The organism is Pseudomonas sp. Irchel 3E13, assembly GCF_900187455.1.
Classification (GTDB): Bacteria; Pseudomonadota; Gammaproteobacteria; order Pseudomonadales; family Pseudomonadaceae; genus Aquipseudomonas.
Window position 1 is genome coordinate 498,756 of sequence record NZ_FYDX01000003.1, and the last position, 13,590, is coordinate 512,345.

The 13,590-nt window shown below is 63.1% G+C and carries 14 protein-coding genes; 9 read left to right on the top strand and 5 right to left on the bottom strand.

Going from position 1 to position 13,590, the window contains the following annotated elements; translation table 11 throughout:
- Positions 1–171: 171 nt before the first annotated feature.
- From CKW37_RS07030 to CKW37_RS07050, 6 genes are all read left to right on the top strand, one after another.
- Positions 172–504 carry an aspartate-semialdehyde dehydrogenase gene (locus tag CKW37_RS07030; protein WP_095154953.1) on the top strand — a complete coding sequence of 111 codons (333 nt, stop codon included), beginning with the start codon at positions 172–174 and terminating at the stop codon, positions 502–504.
- Between the two features lie 66 nt (positions 505–570).
- A complete protein-coding gene (locus CKW37_RS32935; RefSeq protein WP_095154979.1) occupies positions 571–741 on the top strand; it encodes a hypothetical protein in 171 nt (56 codons plus the stop codon).
- A 134-nt stretch (positions 742–875) separates the two neighbouring features.
- Positions 876–992, top strand: coding sequence for a cytochrome c oxidase subunit CcoM (gene ccoM, locus CKW37_RS33435; protein WP_042122864.1), 117 nt, complete (start codon positions 876–878; stop codon positions 990–992).
- A gap of 208 nt (positions 993–1,200) precedes the next feature.
- Entirely contained in the window at positions 1,201–3,189 is a 1,989-nt protein-coding gene (locus CKW37_RS07040) for an FUSC family protein (protein WP_095154954.1), read from the top strand.
- Entirely contained in the window at positions 3,176–3,382 is a 207-nt protein-coding gene (locus CKW37_RS07045) for a DUF1656 domain-containing protein (RefSeq protein ID WP_095154955.1), read from the top strand. Before CKW37_RS07040 ends, CKW37_RS07045 begins: the two co-directional genes overlap by 14 nt.
- 11 nt (positions 3,383–3,393) lie before the next feature.
- Complete coding sequence (locus tag CKW37_RS07050) at positions 3,394–4,251, top strand: HlyD family secretion protein (RefSeq protein WP_095154956.1); 858 nt, start codon at positions 3,394–3,396, stop codon at positions 4,249–4,251.
- Here the strand turns inward: CKW37_RS07050 and CKW37_RS07055 are convergent, their stop codons facing one another.
- Positions 4,252–4,980: an SDR family oxidoreductase gene (locus CKW37_RS07055; protein ID WP_095154957.1), complete on the bottom strand. Its 729-nt coding sequence runs from the start codon at positions 4,978–4,980 to the stop codon at positions 4,252–4,254.
- Positions 4,981–5,080: 100 nt separating this feature from the next.
- Between CKW37_RS07055 and CKW37_RS07060 the strand changes: the two genes are divergently transcribed.
- Positions 5,081–5,869: a LysR family transcriptional regulator gene (locus tag CKW37_RS07060; RefSeq protein WP_095154958.1), complete on the top strand. Its 789-nt coding sequence runs from the start codon at positions 5,081–5,083 to the stop codon at positions 5,867–5,869.
- Here CKW37_RS07060 and CKW37_RS07065 read toward each other — a convergent pair.
- A complete protein-coding gene (locus CKW37_RS07065) occupies positions 5,866–6,624 on the bottom strand; it encodes an SDR family NAD(P)-dependent oxidoreductase (protein ID WP_095154959.1) in 759 nt (252 codons plus the stop codon). The two genes, CKW37_RS07060 and CKW37_RS07065, sit on opposite strands and share 4 nt — an antisense overlap.
- Positions 6,625–6,745: 121 nt before the next feature.
- Between CKW37_RS07065 and CKW37_RS07070 the strand changes: the two genes are divergently transcribed.
- Positions 6,746–7,663: a LysR family transcriptional regulator gene (locus CKW37_RS07070; RefSeq protein ID WP_095154960.1), complete on the top strand. Its 918-nt coding sequence runs from the start codon at positions 6,746–6,748 to the stop codon at positions 7,661–7,663.
- Here the strand turns inward: CKW37_RS07070 and CKW37_RS07075 are convergent.
- Positions 7,602–8,816, bottom strand: a complete 1,215-nt coding sequence (locus CKW37_RS07075) for a GAF domain-containing sensor histidine kinase (protein WP_095154961.1) — start codon at positions 8,814–8,816, stop codon at positions 7,602–7,604. The two genes, CKW37_RS07070 and CKW37_RS07075, sit on opposite strands and share 62 nt — an antisense overlap.
- 200 nt (positions 8,817–9,016) lie before the next feature.
- On the opposite strand from CKW37_RS07075, the gene CKW37_RS07080 reads away from it, so the two are divergent.
- A complete protein-coding gene (locus tag CKW37_RS07080) occupies positions 9,017–9,340 on the top strand; it encodes a DUF2025 family protein (protein ID WP_095154962.1) in 324 nt (107 codons plus the stop codon).
- 24 nt (positions 9,341–9,364) lie between these two features.
- Here the strand turns inward: CKW37_RS07080 and CKW37_RS07085 are convergent, their stop codons facing one another.
- The gene (locus CKW37_RS07085) at positions 9,365–11,956 is read right to left on the bottom strand and encodes an EAL domain-containing protein (RefSeq protein WP_095154963.1); all 2,592 of its coding nucleotides are present in this window, start codon (positions 11,954–11,956) and stop codon (positions 9,365–9,367) included.
- A 57-nt stretch (positions 11,957–12,013) separates the two neighbouring features.
- Complete coding sequence (locus CKW37_RS07090) at positions 12,014–13,090, bottom strand: diguanylate cyclase (protein WP_095154964.1); 1,077 nt, start codon at positions 13,088–13,090, stop codon at positions 12,014–12,016.
- Positions 13,091–13,590 lie beyond the last annotated feature (500 nt).

Here is a 13,590-nt window from a genome sequence, read left to right on the forward strand (position 1 = left end):
GAAAAAGCTGGCTATCTTAACGGATAGCGGCGTATTGACCAAAGGTTCTGGCCCTCGAGCGGGTGACCGGGCGTCGGTATCCGCGCCGTGATGCCGCTCACAGTTGCCGGCACTCTGTCCTCAAGCCGTGGTCAAACGTGCCGACACAGGGGCAACAGGAGACCCTTCACCATGCTGCCACCGATGATTCCGCTGAGCGCCGTGCCCGTCACGTCGCAACTGGACCCGGTCAAACCGACCCCGGACATCAAGCCCGTGGTGCCCACCCAGCCCGCCTCCAGCGACGGGACGATCGACCTCAAGCATCGCCATCCCGAGCAGGCTGCCGTGCTCTTGCGTGAAGAACAGCGCAGGCGCCAGGGCCAGCAGGCGTCGCAGGAGCAGGACGACGACCCTTATCAGCCGATGCCCGGCGACGAACTCAACGCCGACAACACCGTGCCGGTGGCCCCGCTGATGGGCGGTGAAGGCCGTCAAGGGCTGCTGGTGGACATCGAAGTCTGACCGCCGGGCTGTTCAGCACCGGCAGCAGCCTTCATCATGGGGCCTTCGCTGCCTCAGAGCCTGACCATGAGCCAAGACGACAACCTGATTGATTTCGGCGCCGAGCGCGCCCGTCGTGTTCACGACCTTAATGAAAAGCGCCTGAACGAAGTGCGCAAGGCCTTCGAGCAGGCCATGCCTTTGGGCACCGCCAAGAAAGGCAAGAAAAAGCCCAAGGGCAAACCCGCCAAGCGCTGAAAATCTTGATGCAGGTCAAGCCTGCCCCCGCCTCCGGCGCCCGCTCAGGGCGCTATTGACCTCGGTCAATTTTCCCTCCCGGCACATTCGCTACTGTTCACTCATCGGACAGGCACTGGCAAATGGAGGCCGACATGTTCTTCGATAATGTGGTTGTCGCAGGGGTAGTCACAGTCGGACTGATGTTTGTCTTCTTCGCCGGCTTCGGACTTTTCATCTGGAAGGACTCGCAGAAGCGCAAAGATCGCTGATTCCTTCCCGATACAACGAGCACGCAAGGCATTTAGGGCGACTTCGGTCGCCCCTTTTTTTGTCTGCGATTTTTGCAGGACACGGCGGGTAAGCAGACAACATCGAAAAAGACGCTGGACTCTGATAGTTAGCTAGCTAATAATTTGTTTCAGGTCGTTTCCTGTTACCTCTGTCTATCGTTAACCCCACCGTCCTCAGGTTCGCTCCGTGCCGATCACCCTGCAGGCGCTTTTCGCGCCCAACACACTTGCCGTGCAATTCGCCATCAAGACCTTGCTGGGTGGCGGGCTGGCGCTGTGGCTGGCGTTGCGCTGGGGACTGGAGCAGCCGGCTTGGGCCTTGATGACCGCGTTCATCGTCGCTCAGCCGCTGTCCGGCATGGTCTTGCAGAAGGGTTTGGCGCGCCTGGTCGGGACGCTGGTGGGGACGGTGATGTCGGTGGTGTTCATCGCCGTGTTCGCCCAGACACCCTGGCTGTTCCTGATCTGCCTGGCGCTGTGGCTGGGCCTGTGTACAGCGTGCTCGACCCTGCTGCGCAGCGCCTGGGCCTACGCCTTCGTGCTGGCCGGATACACCGTGGCGATCATTGCCCTGCCCGCAGTCAATCACCCGTTGCTGATCTTCGATCAGGCGGTGGCGCGTTGCACCGAAATCAGCCTCGGCATCATCTGCGCCACGTTGAGCAGCGCCTTGCTTTGGCCGATGCGGGTCGAGCAGCAATTGGGCGTGCAGGCGCGCCAGGCCTGGCAAAGCGGATTGCAGGCGGCCAGCGCGACGCTTGCCGGCGACGAGGAAGGGCGCAAGAGCCTGGTGGAAATCCTCGGGCGCATCGTCGCCGTCGATTCGCAGCGCGAACATGCCTGGTTCGAAGGCCGCCTGGGCCGCGAGCGCGCCCGCGCCATTCGCGGGTTGAGCCAGAAGCTGTTGATCCTGCTGCGCATCGCCCGGTCGGTGCGCCGGCAGTGGCGACAACTGGACGAGCGCGAGGCGGAGCACTTGCGGCCTTGGCTCGACGAGGTGCGCGCGGCCCTGGCGACACCTGACGCGGAATCACTGATGGCACTGCGGCAGCGGGTCTGGCAGGCCTCGCAGGACCTGCGTGACAGCGCCGCCGAACACTATTGCCTGGCGCGCCTGACCCTGCTCCTTGATAACGCCGCCGCCGCGACTCACGCGCTGCACGCGGTGGAGGAAGGCAAGGCGCCGGCGGACCTGCCGGACAGCCTTGCCGTGCACCGCGATTTCCCGTTGGGCCTGTTGTTCGGCTCGCGCAGCGCCCTGGCATTCCTGGCCATGGCCAGTTTCTGGCTGGCCACCGCCTGGGCCGCGGCGCCGGGTGGGCTGGTGTTGACCTGCGTGGTCTGCAGCCTGTTCGCCAGCCGCGAAAACGGCGCGCAAATCGGCATGAGTTTTCTGCGCGGCATTCTGCTGGCGCTGCCGGTAGCGTTTTTCGTCGGACAAATCCTGCTGCCGCAGTGGAGCAGCTTCGCCATGCTCTGCCTGGGGATGGGCGTTCCGCTGTTCTTCGGCGCGCTGGGCATGGCCAACCCGCGAATCGGCGCCACGGCCACCTCGTACTGCCTGCATTTCATCGTGCTGGTGTCGCCCCTGAACACCATGAGCTTCAGTGTCGAGGCCTTCCTCAACAATGCCCAGGCGATGATGATCGGCGTCGGCGCGGCGGTACTGGCGTTCAAGCTGCTGGTGCTGCGCAATCCCGCCTGGCACGGCCGGCGTTTGCGCGCAGCGACCCAGAGCGATCTGGTGCGCCTGACCCGACGTGAATTGCGCGGCGCCGAAACCTGGTTCGGCGGACGCATGGCCGACCGCCTGTTGCAACTGGCGCGGCACTTCGCGGCGCTGCCCGAGCAGGAACGCGGGCGTTGGGATGACGGCCTGCACGGCCTGGACATGGGCGACGAGTTGTTGCACTTGCGCATGTGCCTGGCGGTAGCCCGCGCGCCGGTGGAGCCGGCCCAGCGCGAGTACCTGCAACAACTGGAAGCGGTGCTGGCGCAAGGTCCGGGCCCCGGTCGCGAGCACCGCCTGGATGGGCCGAGCGCCAATTTTATCGCCGCGCTGCAGGACCAGCCGAGCAGCGACGCTCTGCGCCTGGCGGTGGGCGCCGTTCTGCAACTGCAAAAGAGCTGGGGCCGCTGGTGCCGCCGGCTGGAGGAAATCCATGGGCTTGCGTGAATGGGCGCTGGGCGGAGTCCTGCTCAGTCCGTTTCTGATCTACGTATTGCTGGCGCTGTTGCTCACCGGCGCGGTGCGCCTGCTCCTGCGCCTGACCCCGCTGGGGCGCTGGATCTGGCATGAAGCGCTGTTCGATTGCGCCTTGTTCGTTTGCATCCTGACCCTGGTAACGCTGTACCTGGGAACTGTCTGAGGAGTTTGTCCATGCGTACCACCGTGCGTATCGCCCTGACCCTGTGCCTGGTGGCTGTGGCCGTGTTCGCCGGCACCCACTTGTGGCAGTACTACATGCTCACCCCCTGGACCCGCGACGCGAAAATTCGCGCCGATGTGGTGATCGTCGCCCCGGACGTTTCCGGCTGGGTGCGCGAACTGAAAGTGAAGGACAACCAGCAGGTAAAAGCCGGCGAGTTGCTGATGTCCATCGACAGCGACCGCTTCGAGGCGGCGCTGGAAAAGGCCAACGCCGTGGCCGAAACCCGCCAGCAACAGTTGCGTCTGCGTGAGCACGAGGCTTCGCGCCGGGCCGCTTTGGGGCCGCAGGCGATCAGCGCCGAGTTGCGCGAAAACGCCCAGATCAACGCCGCCGTGGCCCGCGGCGAATTGCGTCAGGCCCAGGCCGATGCCAAACTCGCCGCCATCAACCTGGCCCGCAGCAAGGTCCAGGCGCCCCGCGACGGGCACGTCACCAACCTGCGCCTGGCCGAAGGCAACTACGTCAACGCCGGGCAACCGGTGATGGCCCTGGTGGACGACTCGACGTTCTACGTGCAGGCCTATTTCGAGGAAACCAAGTTGCCGCGGATCAAGGTCGGCGCGCCGGTGAAGATCTGGCTGATGAGCGCCGGCGAGCCGATGAAAGGCCATGTGCAGAGTATCAGCCGCGGCATCACCGACCGCAACGCCACCCCCGACAGCCAGTTGCTGGCCGAAGTCGAGCCGACCTTCAACTGGGTGCGCCTGGCTCAGCGCATTCCGGTGCGGATCAGCCTCGATGAGGTGCCGGAAGGGTTTGCCCTGAGCGCCGGGATGACCGCCAGCGTCCAGGTCGAGGAGCACTGATCAGGGCTGCTGGCGGGTGGCGGCGAGGACGATTTCGCGGATGCACACGTGCTGCGGCTGTTGGTAGGCCCAGAGGATGGAGCCGGCAACGTCCTCGGCACTGAGTACCTGGCCGCCCATGTCCTGCTGTTTCCAGTCTTCGTAGCCGCGCTTGATCGCCTCGTCGGTGGTGTGGCCGAGCAGCTCGGTTTCCACCGCGCCGGGGGCGATGGTCACCACCCGCACATTGTGCGGCGACAGCTCTTCACGCAGGTTCTCGGAAATCCCGTGCACGGCGAACTTGGTGCCGACGTAAGCGACATGGTTGGGGAAGGTCTTGCGTCCGGCCACCGAACTGACGTTGATCAGCGTGCCGTGGCGCCGCTGCACCATGCCGGCGGCGAGCAGGTGAATGCCGTTGAGCAGGCCCTTGACGTTGACGTCGAGCATGCGCTCCCACTGCGCCGGGTCCTGTTCGTGCATCTGCCCGAGCAGCATGACGCCGGCATTGTTGACCAGCGCATCGGCCGGGCCGTAGGCCGTCTCGGCCTCGTTCACCGCAGCGGCGAAGGCCTCGCGATCACGAATATCGACGGCGCGGCAAAGGGTGTCCGGTAGCTCCAGTGCCTGCATCCGTTCCAGGCGGCGTGCCAGCAACAACAACGGGTGGCCGGCCTGGGAAAACAACCGCGCGCAGGCTTCGCCGATACCGGAACTGGCACCGGTGATGATAATCAGGGGCTTGAGCATGATGACCTCCAAGGCATAATCAATTTGAATGGCTGAATTCTATTGAGCCCGGAAAGTCTTGAGAAACGGCTTATTCCGCTGGCTGGCATCGGAAATGACTATGGATATTCGACACCTGAAGGCGTTCATTGCGGTCTTCGAAGAACGCAACATCACCTCGGCCGCGCAGCGCCTATGCGTGGCCCAGCCGTCGCTGTCGGTGACCATCCGGCAACTGGAGGAGGAACTGGGCGTGGCGCTGTTCCTGCGTCAGGCCCGCGGCGTCGACGTCAGCGAACAGGCGCGGGTGCTGTATCCGCAGGCGCAGCGGATGGTGGCCGAGGCCGAGGCGCTGAGCGTGAGTTTTCGCGAGGGCCGCCAGCGATTGGTGCTGCAACTGGGGATCGAGGCGGATATCGCCGGCAGCCAGGTGGAATCATTCCTGCGCATGGCCAGTACGGCGCTGCCGTCATTGCAACTGACGCTGCTGGACGGCTGCGCCGGCGATGCGCGGCTCGGCGTCGAATCACTGTGCTGCGAGGATGAACTGTTCCTGCCGCTGTGGGATGAGCCGTTCGTGCTGGCGCTGCCGAGCAGCGGCGCGCCGCTGCGCTGGATCACCTGTCCGCAGCAGCCGTCGCACCAACGCCTGCTCGGTTTCTACGGCGATGCCGCGCAGGACTGCGCCGGCACCGCCGCCAGTCTGCAGCAGGCGGTGCAGATGGTGGCGGCGGGGCTGGGACAGGCGCTGCTGCCGCAATCATTGGTTGAACATCATCCGGGTGTGCACTGGCGACCGTGCCAGGGCGCGGCCCTGAGTCGCCGGGTCGGTTTGTGCTATGCCGCCCAGGCCCTGCAACTGCCGGCGCTGGCGCAGTTGCGGGTGGCATTGGGCGCTTCGGCGGATTAAAGGAACATCCCGCCCGAGACTTCCAGACGCTGGCCGGTGACCCAGCCGGCGCCGTCACTGGCCAACAGCGCAATGGCGGCGCCGATATCGTCCGGCAGGCCGACCCGGCCCAGCGCGGTGTTGCTGGCGACGAAGGCGTTCACGTCCGAGTTGTCGCGCACCACGCCGCCGCCGAAGTCGGTCTCGATGGCCCCCGGCGCGAGGATGTTCACGCGGATACCGCGCTGGCCCAGTTCCTTCGCCTGATAGCGGGTCAGCACTTCCATGGCGCCTTTCATCGCGGCGTAGGCGGCATAACCGGGCAGGGCGAAGCGGGTCAGGCCGGTGGAAACGTTGATGATCCGGCCTTGATCGGCGATCAGCGGCAGCAGGCGCTGGGTCAGGAAGAACGGGCCCTTGAGCTGGATGTTGAGCAACTGGTCGAACTGCGCCTCGCTGGTTTCGGCGAAGGGCGCGTTGATGCCGATGCCGGCGTTGTTCACCAGCACATCAATGTGATCGCGGCCGAAGTCGCGTTTCAGTGTTTCGCCCAAGGCGCTGGCGAAGGCCTCGAAGCTGGCGCTGTTGCCGACGTCGAGTTGCAGCATGGCGGCGCGGGCGCCGCTCTGTTCAAGCGTGGTTACCAGGGTTTGCGCTTCGCCGGCCTTGCTGTGGTAGGTGCCGATGATGTCGAAACCTTGCGCCGCGAGGTGCAGGGCGGCGTTCTTGCCGAGGCCACGGCTGGCGCCGGTGATGAGTGCGATTCTGCGGGACATGTTCTCTACCTCTGGAGGGGATGGTCGGGATGGGCAAAGTCTATTGGTCGCGTATTGGCTGATAAATCCGTCGGGTTCGGAAATACTGCTCGGGTCATTCGAACAATCAGGCGCTGCCCCCATGCTCAAGCCGGAACTGCTGCGGACCTTCATCCGGGTCAATGAACTGGCCAGTTTCACCCTGGCCGCCGAGCAACTTGGTCTGCCGCGCTCGACCGTATCCGAGCAGATCCGGGCGCTGGAAAGCCAGCTCGGTGCGCGTGTGTTCAACCGTTCTACGCGCCGTGTGCAGGCGACGCAGGACGGCCTGCTGCTGTACGAGCGTAGTAAAGAGCTGCTGTCGCGGATGGAGGAAATCGAAGGCCTGTTCCGCGCCGATCCCGCCGAGCTGAGTGGCTGCCTGCGGGTCGATCTGCCGACCCGCATGGCCCGGCGCATCATCCTGCCGCGACTGCCGCAATTCATGGCCGCGCATCCGGGATTGACGGTGGAGCTGAGTTGCACCGACCGCCAGGTCGACCTGCTGCGCGAGGGCTTCGACTGCGTGATGCGCATCGGTGCCTTGAGCGACCTGGCGGTGGTGGCGCGGCCATTGGGCCAGTTGACCATGGTCAATTGCGCCAGCCCGGCTTATCTCGCGCGTTTCGGCACGCCCACGTCGCTGGCGGAGTTGGAGACGCACCATCTGGTGCACTACGTGCAGGCCCTCGGTTCACGCAGCCCCGGCTTCGAGTATCAGGAGCAGGGCGCTACCCGCTTCGTGAACATGGGCGGGCCGATCACCGCCAACAACACTGATGCTTATGAAAGCGCCGGCCTCGCCGGGTTGGGCATTATCCAGGCGCCTTGGGTAGGGTTGCGCGACTACCTGGCGCGCGGGCAACTGGTGGCGCTGTTGCCCAATCATGTCCCGGCGGCCATGCCGGTTTCCCTGCTCTATGCCCGCCAGCGCTACCTGCCGCCGCGGGTACGGGTGTTCATGGACTGGCTGGCCGGGGTGCTGGCGTCTCAGCTCGATCCACCGGCAAGTACAGACTGAACAACGTTCCGGCCTCGGCGGACGAGCGCACTTCCATGTGCCCGCCATGGGCCAGGGCGATCTGCTTGGCGATATACAAGCCAAGCCCGAGGCCGACCTGTGGCGTTTCCGAAGGCAGTTGGGAAAACGGTTCGAAGAGTTGCGTCACCACCTCCGGCGCGATCGGCGGACCGAAGTTGTGCACGCCGAGGATGAACAGGTTGTCTTCCATCTTCGCCGAGACGGTAATCGGGCTGCTCTCGTCGCCATACTGCACGGCGTTGGCGATCAGGTTGGAGAGCAGTTGGCAGATGCGTTCGCGGTCGCAATAGATGCTCGATAGATCGGCGATATTCAGTTGCATCTGGCGTTGCGGATGCACCCGGTGCAGCTCCGAGGCGACATGTTGCAGCGCCTCGCCCAGGTCCGGGCAGGGCAGGATGCTCAGCGGAATGCCATCGCCCAGCCGCCCACGGGCAAAGTCGAGAACATCGCGCACCAGTTGGGTGGCCCGGCGACCGGACGTGAGGATGTGTGCGGCAATGTTGCGCGAGCGTTCGTCGCTCAGGCGCTTGACCAGCAATTCGGCACCGGCGGTGATAGCGAATAGCGGATTGCGCAGGTCATGGCCGAGTACCGCGATGAACTTCTCACGAAGCACGGCGATTTCTCGTTCCTTCTCCAGGGCGATTTCCGTTCGCTGGGCGCTTTCCTCGCTTTCGATCTGGATCGTCAGCAGCCGGGCGAAGGCTTCCATCATCGGCTGGATGGCGCTGCCTTTCAGCGATTGCGGCTGTGGATCGAAGGCGCAGATGGTGCCGAAAAAACTACCGTCGCTGCGAAACACCGGCACGGCGATATAGCTTTCGAAGCCGTAGGTGCGCGGGGCGGGGTGGTCGAGGTAAGTGGCATCCTCGCTGGCCTTGTCGATGACGATGGTCCGATGGGTGCGGCGGATTTCACCGCACAGGGTGCTGCGGGCATCCAGTTCGTCGCCGATCTTTATGCCGAACCCCAGGGTGTCGAGAACGGCGAGGGCGGTCCAGCGGGTTTCCGTCACCCGGGCGACGGCGGCAAAGCGCAGGCCAGTGGTTTCGCTGATGACCTGGAGAATGGCTGGCACTACTTGAATACGGCTGATGGTAGCGCTGTCTGGAAATATTGAAGTCTTCATGGAACATCGGCTGCAGAAAATCGAGTGTCGGCTGCAAGTGTAGCGAGCATCCGTGATGAGATAGAAAATTCGGAGCAAGCGGTAGGCAAATTCCATTACTCTTGTCCGACCCGATCATTCCCGTCAGAGGAATGCCCATCTACTTGCGTGCCAACTCTTTTTGACCTGCATCCTTTTGGGTGTTTTCAGCGAGGTTTGACATGCACATCACGTCCCAGGACATCTGCTCCGCCGCCGACCAGCTCAAGGGCTTCGTCGGTTTCCACCGCAAACTCGGCAAGCACATCGTGCGTTTCAGCGAAGACTCGTTCGGTATGGATGTGGCCGATGACAGCATCACCCCCAGTAGCGAATTCGTCTGGCAGGGCAGCGATGGCGAGGTCATGACCCTCAGCCGTGAACTGATCGATGTGCTGCTGGCACAGAATGTCGATGACCGGCTTAACGTCAGCGAGCCACTGCGGATTTACCAGCGGCGGCGTGACCTGCCGGAAATCATGGCGCAGCGGCGTCGAGTGGGCTGAGCTCGTCGGGCGGACGCTGCCGGTCTAACCTGCTTGCCCGCGTTCGCTTCTTTCTTCGCGATGACGTTCGAGCAGTTGTTCGAACGCCTCGCGCTCTAGCGGGCGGCTCAGGTAGAAACCCTGGACCTCATGGCAGCTTTCCATGCCCAGCGCCTTGAGTTGCTGCTCGGTTTCAACCCCTTCGGCGGTGACGGTCAGGCCCATGGCCTTGCCGAGATTGATGATCGCCTGGACTACCGCGCGGTCATTGCTGTCGCTGCTGAGGCCGGCGACGAAGCGTTTGTCGATCTTGATGCTGTCGAAGGGGTACGTGCGCAGGTAGCCCAGTGACGAATAGCCGGTGCCGAAGTCGTCCATGTTCAGGCGCACGCCGAGCTCCTTCAGTGCATTCATGGTGCCGAGCGCCCCTTCTATATCGTTGAGCATGACGTTCTCGGTGATCTCCAGTTCCAGGCGCTGGGCCGGGAAGCCGGTTTCCATGAGGGTCTGCCGGACATCGGCAACCACATCGCTGCGGGAGAACTGCGCCGGCGACAGGTTTACCGACACCAGTAACGCCCCCGGCCAGCCGCGGGCGATCTCGCACGCGCTGCGCAACACCCACAGGCCCAGCGGGACGATCAGGTCGGTCTGTTCCGCGAGCGGGATGAACGTGTCCGGGCCGAGCAGCCCTTCGACCGGATGCTGCCAGCGCACCAGGGTTTCGACCGAGACGATTTCCAGGGTCTGCAGGCGATAGCGCGGCTGGAAGTGCAGGACGAATTCGTGGTTCTTCACGGCGCGGCGCAAATCGTTCTCCAGTTGCCGGCGGTACTGGATCTGCTGGTTCATCTCCGCCGAGAAGTAACGCCAGGTGTTCTTGCCCTGGGCCTTGGCCTGGTACAGCGCGATGTCGGCGCAGCGGATCAGTTCGCCGGCATCGGTGCCGTGCAGGCGGGTCTGGGCGATGCCCAGGCTGGCGCCGATATGCAGGCTGTGATCTTCATAAAGGATGGGGGTGTGCAGGTTTTCGATCAGACGGGCGCAGAAGCGGTCGATTTCGCTGCGGTTGTCCAGCTTGGCGATCACCAGCACGAATTCGTCACCGCCAAGTCGAGCCACCAGATCGCCGTCCCGGGTCGAGTCGCGCAGCCGTGCAGCCACCTCCAGCAACACCGCGTCGCCGGCAGCGTGGCCGAGGGAATCGTTGATCGGCTTGAAGCTGTCCAGGTCCAGCAGGATCAGAGTGAGGGGCGGCGCATCCGGGCCCTTGAGCAGCGCCTGCTCAAGGAACCGCGAGAGCTTGTTGCGATTGGCCAGGCCGGTCAGGGCGTCGTGCATCGACAGGTGCTGGATGCGCGCATGGGCCGCGACTTCGTCGGTGATGTCGCTGGCGGTGCCGCGAAAGCCCGTAGGCTGGCCCTTCAGATAGATCGGTCGCGCCGAAAGTCGGCAGAAACGCAGCAGGTTGTATTGGTCACGGTAGGCGCAGCGCAGGTGGGATGCCTGCTGGCCGGGTGGTTCATCGAGGTTGTCGAGCCAGGCGCCCAGCGGCGTGGTTTCGCAGGTGAGCAGCAGGTTCAGCGGCTGGCCCAGCCAGTCCTCGGTACGGTAGCCGGTGACATCGACGAAACGTTGCGACAGGTAGGTCAGGCGGTGATGGCTGTCGACTTCCCAGATCCAGTCCGACGCAGCCTCGGCCACCGCGCGGAAGCGCTGTTCGCTGGACTCCAGGGCTTGATTGCTGGCTTGCAGGGCATTCAGGTTGCTGTCGATTTCTCGTGAAGCGCGCAGTGCGTAACGAAAGAAGTAGGCCATCAAAAGGCTCAGCATGATGATCGCACCCAGCAGTGGCGGTAGTACCGCCCAGAGCAAGTGGTCGCCGGGACGCGGCGGGCTCCATTGCAGGCTATAGCCGATATTGTCCAGTGGCAGGTGCGCGAGGCCGGTAGATTCGTCGCTCGCCTTGACGATGTGCATGGTATCCAGGCCGACATCGCTGGCGAGCTTGTCGAGCTTGGGTTGGGTCAACTGGTCGACGAAGAGCAGAACCGGGGCGGTTTGCGGATCAATGCTCAGCACCTCGTCGTCCGGGCGAATCGCCGCGGCGCTGAGCACCGCCGGCCAGCCGTTGAACAAGACGTAGCGGCTCAACTGGCGACGGCTCGCGGCAAGGCCCCGGGCTTCGGTGATAACGGCTTCCAGCGGGGTATCGAGATAAGCGCTGATCGGGGAGTTGCTGAGCTGGCCCTTGAACAACGCGTACTTGGTGCGCTGCTCATCAATGACGAACACACCTTCATAACCGCTGGCGGTGTAGAGGGATTCGCCGATGTTCTTCTCTATATAAGCCCAGCGTGTGTCCGGGTCGCTTTTGAAGTGCTGGTAGGCGGCATCCCACACGGCGTAGCTGGAGAGAAACTGGCGAGAGGCGTCGAGTCGCTGGTGCAGGGCCCGGTCGGTGTGAAAGATGCTTCGCCGGCTTTCGCTCTGGTTCAACTGATGGGCGATGTTGAACAGGGCGCCCAGAGCAATCAGGCAGGCCAGCGAAAACAGCAGGACGGCGCCGGTGATCAGTTTTCGCGTTTGCAACCTGGGCTGAGCCCAGCGTTGACGAGCGGTGGTGTTCCTTTCCATGGCGGTGCCAAATCCTGTGGGCGCGCTCCGCACGGGCTCGTGCGGCGCGGGCTGACTTCACTCAGGATAGGCGACTCTGGGCGGCACGTTTTCCCCACCGACAAAATTGACCCGGTCGCGGCCACTGTTCTTGGCGGTGTAGAGCGCCTTGTCGGCCTCGTTGAGCCAGGCCACGGGGTCGTCGAAGTCGGTGCGGCAGATGGCCAGACCGATACTCAGGCTGATGCGCAGTTCCGGGAGGGCGGGGTCGCGGTAGCTGGCAACCCGTTCGCGCAGCCGCTCCATGATTCTTGCGGCCTGCTCCAGACTGGCGTCGGGCAGGATCACGCAGAACTCGTCGCCGCCGTAGCGTCCGGCCAGGTCATCCTCTCGCAGGCCGATTTTCAGCTCGGCGCTCAGATGGCGTAGCACTGCGTCGCCGACCACATGGCCGTAGGTGTCATTGATGGTCTTGAAGTGGTCGATGTCGATGATCGCGATCACGGCGCTGCTGAGTTGTTGCTGGCAGGTCTGGAACTTGAGTTGCAGCAGGTCCTTCCATGAGCCGTGATTGAGCAGGCCGGTGAGGCTGTCGGTACGGCTCAGGGCGCTCAGGCTGCGTTTGTGCTCGGAGAGCTGGATCGCCAGGCGATAGCAGACCCAGCCGAGCGCCAGCGGATAAAGCGTGAGCATCGGCAGGCAGGCATAGACCTGCAGGTTGCTGCTGACCAGTTGCAGGCCCGGGCCGAATATGGCCATGGAGAGCAGCATGCCGGCGATCTGCGCGAGCAGCCCGCGGACGAACAGGCGCTGGCCGCCGGCGGCCACGTTGTTCATGGTCATCATAGACAGGATGGTGATGCTCGGCAGCGGATTGAAATGCATGCTGGCGGTCCAGAAGCCGCCCGTCATGGAGTCGATCAGCTGGTTGCGTTGTTCCGCCTGGTAGGGCGTGGGCGAGCGAAGGCCTATCTGATAGGCCAGGTGCGGCCAGAGCAGTCCATTGAAGAACATGACTGCCCATACCCATGGTGGTGGGTCCAGAGGCAGCATGCCGGCGTACACACCGAGCAGGCCGATACCCATGCCGATGGTGCGCGGTGCATAGATCCTCCTGACAAATGAAAGTCCCTTGCCTCGTTTATTGTCCGTCATGGTGTTCGTTTTTTCCGGGGGCGCCGTTTATCGCATAATTCGCCTGAATATTGTTGAACATTCACGCACCGCTCAAGAATGGCCTTGCGAGCCATTTAAAGGTTGCTGGCGGCAACCTGTTAATCCATACGAAAAATATGGGGTTGTTCTCCCTCTATATAAGGAAGGGTTTTCTAGCCGGAAAAGCACTTGTTGAACGGGGACGTAAATTTCTGAAAATTCTCGAAATATTCTCTTGACGGGGTTTTGTAGTTCTGTAGAATGCGCCCCCACGAAGCGAGCAAACGCCGCAGAGTGAAGCGAGTCAAGTGTTTGAAGTTGAAAGAGAAATTCTGAAAAACTTCAAAATAAACGCTTGACAGGCTGAGAGGAGAGCGTAGAATGCGCGCCTCGGTTGAGACGAAAAGCTCTTAACCAACCGCTCTTTAACAATTGAATCAAGCAATTCGTGTGGGTGCTTGTGAATTCGGACTGATAGTCAGCAAGATTATCAGCATCAC

Bases quoted from the DNA above. Each gene is read 5' to 3' on its own strand.
- ccoM (WP_042122864.1), top strand. From the start codon at position 876: ATGTTCTTCGATAATGTGGTTGTCGCAGGGGTAGTCACAGTCGGACTG.
- CKW37_RS07075 (WP_095154961.1), bottom strand. From the start codon at position 8,816: ATGAAGACTTCAATATTTCCAGACAGCGCTACCATCAGCCGTATTCAA.
- CKW37_RS07085 (WP_095154963.1), bottom strand. From the start codon at position 11,956: ATGGAAAGGAACACCACCGCTCGTCAACGCTGGGCTCAGCCCAGGTTG.
- CKW37_RS07050 (WP_095154956.1), top strand. From the start codon at position 3,394: ATGCGTACCACCGTGCGTATCGCCCTGACCCTGTGCCTGGTGGCTGTG.
- CKW37_RS07070 (WP_095154960.1), top strand. From the start codon at position 6,746: ATGCTCAAGCCGGAACTGCTGCGGACCTTCATCCGGGTCAATGAACTG.
- CKW37_RS07090 (WP_095154964.1), bottom strand. From the start codon at position 13,090: ATGACGGACAATAAACGAGGCAAGGGACTTTCATTTGTCAGGAGGATC.
- CKW37_RS07030 (WP_095154953.1), top strand. From the start codon at position 172: ATGCTGCCACCGATGATTCCGCTGAGCGCCGTGCCCGTCACGTCGCAA.
- CKW37_RS07055 (WP_095154957.1), bottom strand. From the start codon at position 4,980: ATGCTCAAGCCCCTGATTATCATCACCGGTGCCAGTTCCGGTATCGGC.
- CKW37_RS07080 (WP_095154962.1), top strand. From the start codon at position 9,017: ATGCACATCACGTCCCAGGACATCTGCTCCGCCGCCGACCAGCTCAAG.
- CKW37_RS07060 (WP_095154958.1), top strand. From the start codon at position 5,081: ATGGATATTCGACACCTGAAGGCGTTCATTGCGGTCTTCGAAGAACGC.
- CKW37_RS07065 (WP_095154959.1), bottom strand. From the start codon at position 6,624: ATGTCCCGCAGAATCGCACTCATCACCGGCGCCAGCCGTGGCCTCGGC.
- CKW37_RS07045 (WP_095154955.1), top strand. From the start codon at position 3,176: ATGGGCTTGCGTGAATGGGCGCTGGGCGGAGTCCTGCTCAGTCCGTTT.
- CKW37_RS32935 (WP_095154979.1), top strand. From the start codon at position 571: ATGAGCCAAGACGACAACCTGATTGATTTCGGCGCCGAGCGCGCCCGT.